This is a genomic window from Chryseobacterium sp. sg2396 (assembly GCF_042610505.1).
In the GTDB taxonomy this organism is placed as follows: Bacteria; Bacteroidota; Bacteroidia; order Flavobacteriales; family Weeksellaceae; genus Chryseobacterium.
The window spans coordinates 1-10276 of the sequence record NZ_JBHGAQ010000037.1 but is presented as its reverse complement, the minus strand read 5'-3'; the positions used below and the strand labels follow the sequence as shown (position 1 = coordinate 10276).

Here is a 10276-nt window from a genome sequence, read left to right as displayed (position 1 = left end):
TTGGCTAAGAAAATTTAACTCAAACAGCTTCTAAAATATTGTGGTAATGATGAGCATGAGGTAAATCAGCAGGAACCTTTATAACTTTCATAGTCACTAAAATAAATAATTGCAGTAACGAAAATAGAATTTTATCATAAAATGAATTTTGTTATTTATTTCAAAACAATTGACTTAAAATTTCTTTTCGCTTGCATATAATTCATCCTACCTGGAACAAATGATCAAATTATCTGAACTTTAAAACAAATTCTTTTCACTTCAGCTCATATAATTTTGCTGCATAAAAATTACATTATACAATAATATTTATGAAAACATTATCAGGAAATGCATCCTTAATTACAGGGAGCGGCAACAGCGGTATAGGCCATGCAACCTCTAAGGAAATTTCTGCTCAGGGAGCTAAAGTGATTACTACCGGACACAATGAAGAAAAACTCAAAAAATCAGCATCCCAGCTAAATATCTTGGGCTTGGTCCCTGATCAGAGTCAGCTAAAGTCAATGAATAAGCTTGTAGAAAATGTTAATAAAGAATTCCAAAAGATAGATATTTTACTTATTATTGGAAGTCCATTTTTGAAAATTTAACTGAAGAAGAATGCGACATTGTCATGAACTTAAATTTTAAGGTATATATATATTTTACTTTAAGTAAATTTATTTCATATATTAATGATGTTGCATCTGTAATTTTTAATTCATCTGACCAGTACTACCAATCACTGGCCAGATGGAGGCTTTAGTTTATATCTGAAGAAAAGCTGCAGTAAATAGATTGATGTGGTAGCTGCAACAGAACTGGCTCCAAGACAAATTAGGGTAAACTCAGTAAGTCTCGGACGATCAATAGGAAACAAGTCTGTGTACAGATATTGGAATAATTGTAAAATCATAATTATAAAATTTTGAGCTAAACAAATATTAAAAAATCAGAGAACAATGAATTATAGAAAATTTAAAGGTGAATTAATTTCAGAAGTAGGCTTAGGAACCTGGCAGTTAGGGAGTTCCGACTGGGGAAATATTGATGAAGATAAAGCATTTGAGATTTTGGAAACGTACGTCAATGCTGGTGGAAATTTTATCGATACAGCGGATGTATATGGAATGGGAATAAGCGAAAAGACAATCGGTAAATTTCTAAAATCGACGAACAAGAAAATCTTTGTAGCAACAAAGTTGGGGCGTCGCAATGATGCTCCTAATGGTTGGCCGCAAAATTTTACCTACGATGCTATCAGAAGCCATGTAGAAAGTTCTCTCACCCATCTCGGTTTGCAACAACTTTTTTTGGAGCAGCTGCACTGCATTCCAACAGAAGAATTGAAAAAAGGAAATGTTTTTGACCATCTGCAAAAATTGAAAGATGAGGGTTTGATAATGCACTTCGGAGCAAGTGTTGAGACCACAGAAGAAGCAGAAATCTGTTTAGAAAGGTCGGAGGTAGCCTCACTTCAGATTATATTTAATTTGTTTCGACAACATCTTGCGGATAATTTTTTTGACCGTGCACAAAAGCAAGAAGTTGGCTTGATTGCAAGGGTACCGCTTGCCAGTGGTTTATTAACAGGAAAATTTACAGCCCAGACTGTTTTTTCTCAAAACGATCATCGTAACTACAATGCTGATGGAAGTGCTTTTAATGTTGGAGAAACATTTTCTGGTATCCCATTTACTAAAGGTGTAGATTTAGTTGAAAAGATAAAGGATATCATGCCTGAAGGTAATCTTGCAGAACAATCTATCCGATGGATTTTAGATCATCCAGCCATTACAACGGTAATACCTGGCGCTAGCAAAGTTGCTCAGGTAACAACCAATGTAGCAGCATCAAGCCTTAAATCATTCGACATTGAAACGATGAATTCACTAAAGTCCCTGTATAATGATGAGATTAAACCTCAAGTTAGAGGAATGATGTAAAACTTAGTTTTTTTGCACAGCTTCATATTAAATAACCTGAGTTCGGTCTAAGCGAAGTTAAAGACCGTCACTTACTTTTTTCAAGCTTAGTGACGGTTTTTTTGGAAAGAAGCAATAAGTAGTTAATCCTCCCAAAATATTCATCATAAAATTGTTCACACTTCTATGTCTGGTGTGTTTCACTTGACAATGTTTTTTTAATTCATCATTTATGGTCTCAATAATGCTCTTTTTCTCAGCAAAATCTTCTCTTCCATTTTCATAATATGATTTTTCATATTCTTAAGAAGTTCGGTGAAAAGCTGGATCCCATCAGCAAAAAAGCATTTTCCACACAGCCTTGGAGAGGTATTCTGTGTCTGCAAATAGTTTTCCAAAGAGTTGCTCTGTCATTTTTTTAATATGCTTCGGGTTTTGGTCACCAACATTACCTTTCGGTAAGTAAAAGGATAAAAGTTCTCCTTTTTCATTGCAGATCAGATGCAGTGTAAACCCATAAAACCAACCCGTTGAAGATTTTCCGCGCTCTGCCAGACCTTTGAAAACTTTGTGATTGTGTATTCTTTGGTTTCTGCAAACTTTCAAGGCTGTACTGGCCATAAAACTGATCCCTGTTGCATTTCCCCAAGCATTTCTCTTTCACAAAAAAGGCAAAAACCACAAAGCTTCTTTCTGAAGTTCGATAAATCTATTGTAGGAGAGGCTTTTTAATTCAAACAAAAAACAGCCTCCAGAATAGAGGCCGTTTACAGATTTATATTAAAAAAATTAAAGGTAATTATACTGCTTTTTGTCTTATAATTTTGTAACCAATGGGTTTGAAGGAATAGTTGTTCGACATTTCTGCAGAACAGGCTGTCATCCCGACGATCAGGTCCATAGCCGCTTCGATGATAATGTAATCGCCTTCCCTGCTCTTTGGCGGAAGCACGCTTATTTTCCCGGTTTCTCCATCTACCGCTACATGCATAAATACGTTAAAGCAAATCGGAATCGTATCCGGATCAATGCCAAAAGGTTCCAATGCTTCACAGAGATTTCCGAAACATCCCCGGTGAGGATTTTCATCCCCGTAAATAATCCGGAACGTATCGGCACTGCAAGGCGTAAGCAAAAAATCGTGACGGCCTACCGTATCTTCAATAATATTAAACATAATATTGCTTCGGTTGGAATAGAAAGGATGGCCTGTGGTTAGGAAAATCGTTTCGGCATAATCGATGGTACGCCCTGAGGACAGATATTCTTTAGGATCATCCAGGCTGAAACATGTAAAATCCGAAACCTGTTCGCCTTTGATATCGGTAATCTGTAACCTTTCGCCTTTTCTCAGGATGAAGGCCGTTCCGCTACGCGGGAGAATTGTATTCATTTATTTATGGTTGTATTTATAAGGACATTCCCAGTTTTTATTATATCTCATTCCGCTGTACTGATAAACTTCCGAATCGTCCCCGAAATCCTGAAGCATCGGGTTGATCGAACCGCTCAGGGCCACATCCCGCTTACGCACGATGTTTTTCATTTTATCATATCTCTTCAAAGACCTCAGTTCTTCAAACTGCGCATGCGGATTGAAAACAATGGCCGGATACTTAAACCTTCTCGCATCCCTGCTGCTGACCGGAGAAAGTCCGATTATAAAGAATGCTTCTTCTTTGAGGCTGAAGCTGAAATTAGGTGACGAAGGATTTGAATCGACACGGTTGTCATAAGGATATTCAAGTGCATCCAGATCGGATAATGCCTGAAGCCTCTGCCAAAGCAGCTGGTCGAAAACTTCTTCTGAAATCCCGCAGGTTTCCGGGAAAATGACGCAGGCCGTATGGAAATGATTTTCAGCTTTTCGGTATTGATCTATAAATTGATAGATAAAATCTAAAATAGCCCGGTCATCTTTCGGACAGGCCAAATGACCGGCTACAAACAGCTGCATCTGATCTTTGGTAAGGGCTGCTTTTGCTGCGACACAGGGAAAAAGCTTATCGTCAACAAATGACTTAAATGCATGTTTTACCTGCAGCGCATCGGCTGTATTTTGTGATTGGTGAAGTGGTGTCATGCCGAATACTACACAAAGGATATGCCACCGGACGGTTTAAAACAACAATACTGACATAACGTGGTATCATAAAAATATTTTATTAAAAACGTGGTACGAATGAAAAGTATCCCTATCTCTACAGGAAAAAATAAATTCAGTTTGAAATTATTGCTGCAACTGAAATGATAAGATGTGTGGTTCTTTCTATGTTGGAATAAATTAAACCATGACAAACCGAAGATATCATACGTACGCTTCATCAAATCAGCATGCTGATTCTTCCTTTGCTCACTCGAAATATACACATTTAGATAAATTCTTTGCGTTAAAAAATAATCACGCAGATTTTACAGATGATGCAGATTTTTCCTTGTGGAAAGTTTTTCAACGCAAAGATGAATGTGTAAATGCTGATTTTTAGGAGACAAAGGCAAATAAATTTGCTGCGCGAAGCTTGGACGTGCGCTTCATCAAATCAGCTTGCTGATTCATCTTAGCTTCCTTAAATATGCATTTTAGAATAAATCTTTGCGTTAAAAAAGCCCCACGCAGATTTTGCTGATGGCGCAGATTTACTTGTGGAAAGTTTTTAACGCAAAGATGAATGTATAAATGCTGATTTTTAGGAGGCAAAGGCAAATAAATTTGCTGCGCGAAGCTTGGACGTGCGCTTCATCAAATCAGCCCGCTGATTCATCTTAGCTTCCTTAAATATGCATTTTCAAATAAACCTTTGCGTTAAACCAGCCCCACGCAGATTTTGCTGATGGCGCGGATTTACTTGTGGAAAGTTTTTAACGCAAAGATGAATGTATAAATGCTGATTTTTAGGAGGCAAAGGCAAATAAATTTGCTGCGCGAAGCTTGGACGTACGCTTGATCAAATCAGCTTGCTGATTCATCTTAGCTTCCTTAAATATGCAGTTTTAGAATAAATCTTTGCGTTAAAAAATAATCACGCAGATTTTGCTGATAACGCAGATTTACTTGTGGAAAGTTTTTAACGCAAAGATGAATGTTTAAATGCTGGTTTTTAGGAAGCAAAGACAAATAAATTTACTGCGCGAAGCTTGGACGTACACTTCATCAAATCAGCCTGCTGATTCATCTTTGCTCACCTGAAATATGAAGGTCGGAATAAAAATCTTTGCGTCAAAAAATAATCACGCAGATTTTGCTGATAACGCAGATTTGGAAAACATAGATATGATTAATTCAGAAAATCAGCTTGTAACCTGCACCGCGGATGCTCATCAGCTCAACATCAGAATCGTCCTTCAGCATTTTCCGGAGGTGCGACATGAACACATCCATGCTCCGGGCATTGTAATAGCTGTCGTCGCCCCAGATTTTCAATAGGGCGGTCTGGCGGGGCAGCAGGTCGTTTCGGTGTTCCAGCAGCAGTTCGAGGATGGCGGTTTCCTTATAGGAAATACGGTATTTGGCAATTGGCGTGATGAGTTCCTGGCTTACGGTATTCAATATACAATTCCCGAACGTTTTACGGTTGGAAGACGGAGTTTCCTGCGACACTGCATCTCCGAAACGGGTAAGCAGGGCTTCCATACGCACCAGCAGCTCACCCATTGTGAAAGGCTTTTTGAGGTAATCATTGCCGCCGCTTTTGAATCCTTTCACCACATCATCACCTAAAGATTTCGCGCTCAGGAAAATAATCGGCACTGCGCTGTTGAGCCTCCGGATGTCCTCTGCAAGGATATAGCCATCTTTTACAGGCATCATGATATCCAGAACACAGATATCCGGCTGCCCGGAACGGAAAAGTTCCAGAGCCTGCTGCCCGTCTGAAGCAAGCTGCACCTCATAGCCGCTGTTGCGTAGCCCGTCGGTGATGATTTCTGCGAGGGTGGCTTCATCCTCGGCATAAAGTACTTTATATTTCATAGTAAGCAGGTAAATAAATGGTAAAAACAGCGCCTTTTTCAGCACCCTCCGATACTTCGATCTTTCCGCCGTGCCGGGTAATAATTTCTTTGACGTAATGAAGGCCAAGGCCGGTTCCTTTTACGGTATGAATATCGGGATTTTCAGGGATCCTGAAAAACCGCTCGAAAATCCGTTCCTGATAGATCTTCGCAATCCCGGGACCGTTGTCCTCGATCTTTACGGTCACCTGATCCTTTAAGGAAGTACAGCTGACGGTAATTGCCGCTTGAGGACCGCTGTATTTAATGGCGTTATCCATTAAATTATAGAAAACATTCGTGAGATGTACCGGATCTCCGTCAACAAAACAGGGTTCTTCCGACGGAATATAATCGATGGTTACCGAACCGTTACTGTTCCTGAGCTTCATGGAAGACACCACGCTTTTAAGGCCCTGCTGCACATCGTAGAGCTCGGGACGGAGGGTGATTTTCCCGTTATCCAGCTGTTCCAGGTTCAGCACTTTATCAATCATTGCATTTAGCCGGTTGATCTCATTTTTGCTGATATTTAGATAGTTCTCCAGCTTGGCCGGATTATTCGTCAGCTGATATCTTGTGATGGAATCCAGAGCGGCCTCAATAACGGCTACCGGGGTTTTCAGCTCGTGGGTCATATTTCCGGTAAAAGCCAGGCGGGCACTGGTGTATAAGCGTTCGCTGCGCATGACTTTAAATAAGAACCAAAAAGCCAGCCCGGTCAGCAGGATCATCAGCAGGGAAGACACAAGATAATAGCGCATCCTGTACAGAACCGTTTTGGTGACCGACGGTACGACCAACTGATAGGTATGGATGAAAAAGTGCAGATTATACCCGATACGGGCACTTTTATAGTCTGCCCGCTGCACTCTTTCGCCGTCTTTTGCCGATTCCGGTCTGCCGGTTCTGTAATCATACAGCACATAAAAGCTTTCTTCGCTGATTCCAAGCCGGCGGCTTTCCCATTGTACCAGGCTGTCCATCCGCTTCAGGTCCTTTTTATCCGACTTCATCACCGATTCCAGGGTTTCCCCTTCATCAAAGATGGAAATCACTTTTGTCTTTTTGGGCTTGTATTTATCATTGGCGATGCGAAGGCCGATGGTAATCCGCGTGCTGTCGTTCTTAATATCCGTTTCAAAACGGCTTTTAATTCCCATACGGCGCATGTGGGTATAAGCCTGCTTCAGCTGCAGCCATTCGGGAGAGAGGAAGAAATTCCGAAAGTTTTCTTTGTTTTCATTTCCGGAAACCACGCTGAGGTACTCGCTCATACGGGCAGCGTTGTCAACAGCCTGGTCGAGATCCCTTTTCACCTGCACCTGCTGGGCATGGAACAACTGGACCAGCCAGGCCGCCTGAAGGCCGATGCTGGCGATCATGGCAAGGATGACGAGCGGATAAGCATATCGGTTGGAAAGCCATTTCATACCGCTAATTTGATGATAATAATGGAATATTAAAAAGCTGATGGTAAAGATTTAACCTTAATTAACCGTACGTGATGTTGTTTAACCTTGCTTAACGGGCCTTAACACAGAAGCGGCGTAGGTTTGCGGTATGAAAAATACGATTTTATTTCTCCTGATCTGTATTTCAGGAATGATGCATTCCCAGACTGTCGTGAAAGGTACGGTAAAAGATATCGACGGCCAATCCCTGGATGCCGTGACAGTAACTTTATTAAGAGACAACAAACAGGTGGCCTCCGCTTTTTCCGATCTCGGGAATTTCAGCGTGAGGTATCCGGAAGCCGGAAGCTACAGGGTGACCGCTACCCTCTCAGGCTATCAGCCGCTGGAAATGACGGTACAGCTTCCCCAGGAAAATCTGGTGCTTACCCTTAAAAAAAGCGAGCATCTGATCCAGGAAGTGACCGTTACCAAGAAAAAGCCGCTTATTGAACGGAAGATCGACCGCGTAAGCTTTAATGTCGAAAACAGCATTATCGCTTCGGGCGGAAGTGCCTGGGAAGCCCTTACCAAAGCACCCGGTGTACAGGTAAGCTCCAATAATGCGGTTTCCGCCAACCGAAAGAATGTACGGATCTATATGGATGGAAAACCCCTGCAGCTCTCGGGTGATGATCTGGCAGCTTATCTTCAGGGCATGCCTTCCGACCAGGTAACGCAGATCGAGATTTTCTCCAATCCGCCTGCCAGGTTTGATGCGGAGGGTGCTTCGGTTATCAATATCATTACTAAAAAAGCAAAGAAGCAGGGATTTAATGTAAGCCTGAACGGCGGGGTAACGCAGGGCACCTACACCGGATATACGGGCAATACGACATTTAATTACCGGAAAAACCGGTGGAACCTTTACGGCAATTACGGATTTACGCACCGCAAGACCATTCAGGATCATAATACTTTCATCAACTACGGAAGTTCTTTGTGGACCGGAAATAACCGTTCAGGATCCAATTCAGATACGCATGCCTACCGTGTGGGTGTGGATTACCAGGTTTCCGACCATCAGGTATTGGGATTCCTGATGACGGGCAGCAACCGGAAAAGCAGATCGGAAGGCCATACCATTACCCGGATCACTTCACCGGCGATGAAGCTGGATTCGCTGCTGAATACGGATAATTATGGCTCCTCTTTCGGAAACCAGTATGCTTATAATCTGAATTATAACCTGAAGCTGGATTCTTCCCGGAGCAATCTGAATATCGACCTCGATTATTCCCCTTTCCGAAACGCGAACCGGTCTTTCACAGACAATATTTCATTGCTTCCTGATGGCAGCCAGGCTTCCGATTTCTTCCATATTTACACACCGAGCTCGCAGGACATCAGCATTGTTTCGGGAAAAGCCGATTATAATTTTAAAGTCGGGAAAAATCTGGAAGTTTCTTCAGGCATCAAATACAGTAGCACCAGGAGCATCAATATATTCAATTATTTCAACCGTGACGGTTCCGTACTGACGGCTGTGGAAGGAAACAGCAATCACTTTACTTATCGGGAAAATGTGGCTTCGGCCTACGCCAGCGTATCGGGAAGCCTTGGTTCCTGGACGTTCCAGGGCGGGCTGCGCGGTGAATATACGCGTACCAGCGGCTATCAGCAGACCCTGAACCTGCTGAACGAAAGGAATTATTTTAAGCTCTTCCCAACGGTATTTCTTCAGTACAAGCCTAATGACCGGCACGAATTCCAGCTGAATTACGCCTACCGCATCCAACGCCCGGAATACAACCGGCTGAATCCTGCCAAACGTTTCTCGTCGCCCTACAGCGTATATGTCGGGAACCCGGCTTTGCAACCTGCTTTTGTCCACAGCGTGGAAGCCGGCTATACCTATAAACAGAAGTATAACCTAACGGCCTATTATACTTCCACCCGCGATGTGTTTACGAATATCGATGTTCAGGATAATGAGACGAAACGGTATTATGGCACCCAGGCCAACCTCGGGCTCAGTACGATGGCAGGACTCCGTCTTTCGGCGCAGGTGAAGCCGGCTTCATGGTGGGAGGTAAACATTATTGCCGACGGTTACCGTCAGCGCGAGAAATCAGCGTATTTATCCGGCAGCTACGACTATCATATGATTTCTTTTTCAGGCTCGGTGAACCAGTCGTTTTCCCTGGATAAGGCCTCCGGGCTGAAAGCGGAAATCAACGGTACCTATAACAGTGCCGGGATCCAGGGGGTCTACCGGGCACGCGCCAATTCTTTCATAGATCTCGGCGTAAAAATGAACGTTCTGAAAAAAGCCGGCACCCTCAGCCTTGCGGTTACCGATGTTTTCAATAAGAACAATAATCAGGTCAGCATCAATTTCCAGGATCAGCAGAGCCGCTTTTTCTACCAACGCGAAAGCCGGTTCGTGACCCTGAGCCTGCTGTACCGATTAGGTAAAAACGTAGCGGCCTCCCGTAGCCGTACGACGGCCAGTGATGAGGAAAGGAAAAGGGCACAGTAGTTCTATTCTACCGATAAAATGAAGAACTCCGGATGTTGAGGCATTCGGAGCTTTTTGCTGTTTGGAATCTCCAACGGATGCCAAAGATTTCGTGGGTGATGGTGCTTTACTTTTGTGTGATTACGATTTGATTTGAACCCCAGATTTGCGCAGATTTTCACAGATGATTGTGCTTGATTTTAAAATTTAACGTCCTGTTTGTCATTCCCGAAGGGAATCTCAGCATTGTACTACCGAACAGTATGGAAAGATTCGTGTTTGGATTCCTACGGAATGACAAAAGGAGTGCATTATTATGGAATAAAATAATGATGACGTGGCTTCGAGTCACCTCAGCCACCGAAAGTTGCCGTTCTTTTTAATGTTCAATGAAGAAATGTAAAAATCTTCGATTTGCCTCATTTTATATTCATTCTATTAGAGGAATTCAATTCGCGAACCTT

At 42.4% G+C, this 10276-nt stretch carries 7 protein-coding genes and 2 pseudogenes; 3 read left to right on the top strand and 6 right to left on the bottom strand.

Annotated elements, in window-relative coordinates; all coding sequences use genetic code 11:
• Window positions 1–311 precede the first annotated feature (311 nt).
• Together ACED20_RS20845 and ACED20_RS20840 are read left to right on the top strand one after the other, a co-directional pair.
• On the top strand, window positions 312–593 hold the full coding sequence (locus ACED20_RS20845) for an SDR family NAD(P)-dependent oxidoreductase (RefSeq protein WP_294263595.1): 282 nt from the start codon (window positions 312–314) through the stop codon (window positions 591–593).
• A 351-nt stretch (window positions 594–944) separates the two neighbouring features.
• Window positions 945–1928, top strand: a complete 984-nt coding sequence (locus ACED20_RS20840; RefSeq protein ID WP_294201886.1) for an aldo/keto reductase — start codon at window positions 945–947, stop codon at window positions 1926–1928.
• 57 nt (window positions 1929–1985) lie between these two features.
• On the opposite strand, the pseudogene ACED20_RS20835 reads toward ACED20_RS20840, so the two are convergent.
• From ACED20_RS20835 to ACED20_RS20810, 6 genes and pseudogenes are all read right to left on the bottom strand, one after another.
• A pseudogene (locus ACED20_RS20835) lies at window positions 1986–2293 on the bottom strand (transposase).
• A pseudogene (locus tag ACED20_RS20830) lies at window positions 2241–2540 on the bottom strand (transposase); the annotation flags it as partial. The pseudogenes ACED20_RS20830 and ACED20_RS20835, both read right to left, overlap by 53 nt.
• Window positions 2541–2706: 166 nt before the next feature.
• The gene (locus ACED20_RS20825) at window positions 2707–3300 is read right to left on the bottom strand and encodes an urea carboxylase-associated family protein (protein ID WP_294201882.1); all 594 of its coding nucleotides are present in this window, start codon (window positions 3298–3300) and stop codon (window positions 2707–2709) included.
• Window positions 3301–3990 (bottom strand): guanitoxin biosynthesis heme-dependent pre-guanitoxin N-hydroxylase GntA, encoded by a 690-nt coding sequence (gene gntA / locus ACED20_RS20820; RefSeq protein WP_378106649.1) that lies wholly within the window; start codon window positions 3988–3990, stop codon window positions 3301–3303.
• A gap of 1197 nt (window positions 3991–5187) precedes the next feature.
• On the bottom strand, window positions 5188–5877 hold the full coding sequence (locus ACED20_RS20815) for a response regulator transcription factor (RefSeq protein ID WP_378106647.1): 690 nt from the start codon (window positions 5875–5877) through the stop codon (window positions 5188–5190).
• Window positions 5867–7330 carry a sensor histidine kinase gene (locus tag ACED20_RS20810; RefSeq protein WP_378106645.1) on the bottom strand — a complete coding sequence of 488 codons (1464 nt, stop codon included), beginning with the start codon at window positions 7328–7330 and terminating at the stop codon, window positions 5867–5869. The genes ACED20_RS20815 and ACED20_RS20810 overlap by 11 nt, the downstream gene beginning before the upstream one ends.
• 130 nt (window positions 7331–7460) lie before the next feature.
• On the opposite strand from ACED20_RS20810, the gene ACED20_RS20805 reads away from it, so the two are divergent.
• On the top strand, window positions 7461–9833 hold the full coding sequence (locus ACED20_RS20805) for a TonB-dependent receptor domain-containing protein (RefSeq protein ID WP_378106643.1): 2373 nt from the start codon (window positions 7461–7463) through the stop codon (window positions 9831–9833).
• Window positions 9834–10276: the final 443 nt, after the last annotated feature.

Coding starts and splice junctions, on each gene's coding strand:
- ACED20_RS20845 (WP_294263595.1), top strand. CDS start 312: ATGAAAACATTATCAGGAAATGCATCCTTAATTACAGGGAGCGGCAAC.
- ACED20_RS20840 (WP_294201886.1), top strand. CDS start 945: ATGAATTATAGAAAATTTAAAGGTGAATTAATTTCAGAAGTAGGCTTA.
- ACED20_RS20825 (WP_294201882.1), bottom strand. CDS start 3,300: ATGAATACAATTCTCCCGCGTAGCGGAACGGCCTTCATCCTGAGAAAA.
- gntA (WP_378106649.1), bottom strand. CDS start 3,990: ATGACACCACTTCACCAATCACAAAATACAGCCGATGCGCTGCAGGTA.
- ACED20_RS20815 (WP_378106647.1), bottom strand. CDS start 5,877: ATGAAATATAAAGTACTTTATGCCGAGGATGAAGCCACCCTCGCAGAA.
- ACED20_RS20810 (WP_378106645.1), bottom strand. CDS start 7,330: ATGAAATGGCTTTCCAACCGATATGCTTATCCGCTCGTCATCCTTGCC.
- ACED20_RS20805 (WP_378106643.1), top strand. CDS start 7,461: ATGAAAAATACGATTTTATTTCTCCTGATCTGTATTTCAGGAATGATG.